Here is a 1,027-nt window from a genome sequence, read left to right on the forward strand (position 1 = left end):
TCACCCAAAACCTTCCCGAAAAAGTATCTCAAGCTGATATCGTAGTTGTAGCGGTTGGCAAACCTGGCCTTGTTAAAGGCGAATGGATTAAACCCGGCGCTATTGTTATTGACGTAGGTATCAATCGCCTAGAAGACGGGACGCTTGTTGGTGATGTGGAATTTGATATCACAAAAGAACGCGCTGGTTGGATTACTCCCGTGCCCGGTGGAGTCGGACCAATGACAGTAGCGACACTTATGGAAAACACCTTATACGCTGCAGAGCAGCTTCACGACTAAAGCAATATCGTATCAATAAAAAAGGCGACCCTTAGGTCGCCTTTTTTACACATAAACACTTGTAAACTAAGCGCGACGCCAGGTTGTCCCATCTTTACCATCGTCAAGAACAATGCCTTGTTCGGCTAACTCATCACGTATGCGATCTGACTCAGCCCAGTTTTTGTCCGCACGCGCTTGAAGTCGCTGAGCAATCAACGCTTCAATTTCATCTTCAGCCAGTCCACCATCTTGTGTCGGCGCTTGTTTAAAATAAGCATCTGGATCCGACTCAAGCAAACCAAGAACGCCAGCCAATTGCTTCAACGTAAATGCAAGCTGATTTTTCTCAGCTGCATCTTTCGCTGAATTAAGTGCCTTAACCAAATCAAACAACACCGCTAGCGCAACTGGCGTATTGAAATCATCACACATTGCCGATTTGAAACGGTCAACATAAGAGACCTCAAGATCAACTTCTGAAATCTCTAATCCACGCAAAGATTGATACATACGATCTAGCGCGCTTTGCGCTTCCGCTAAGCTCGCTTCCGAATAATCAATTTGACTGCGATATTGGCTTGATGTGAGGAAGTAACGCACCACTTCAGGAGAGTACTTTTCAAGCACTTCGCGAATAGTAAAGAAGTTACCCAAAGACTTAGACATCTTCTCTTTATTAACCCGGACAGCGCCGGCATGCATCCAGTAATTCACATAGGTTTCGCCAGTAGCCGCTTCGCTCTGCGCAATCTCATTTTCATGAT

The 1,027-nt window shown here is 45.6% G+C and carries 1 protein-coding gene and 1 pseudogene; one reads left to right on the forward strand and one right to left on the reverse strand.

Translation table 11 applies throughout. The annotated features are described in order from the left end of the window. Window positions 1–281 (forward strand): annotated as a pseudogene (locus A3762_RS01590) (bifunctional methylenetetrahydrofolate dehydrogenase/methenyltetrahydrofolate cyclohydrolase); the annotation flags it as partial. A gap of 66 nt (window positions 282–347) precedes the next feature. On the opposite strand, the gene A3762_RS01595 reads toward A3762_RS01590, so the two are convergent. Beyond that, window positions 348–1,027 (reverse strand): DALR domain-containing protein (locus tag A3762_RS01595; RefSeq protein ID WP_156493121.1); only part of this gene is annotated, 680 nt, incomplete at its 5' end.

Source organism: Oleiphilus sp. HI0125 (assembly GCF_001635355.1).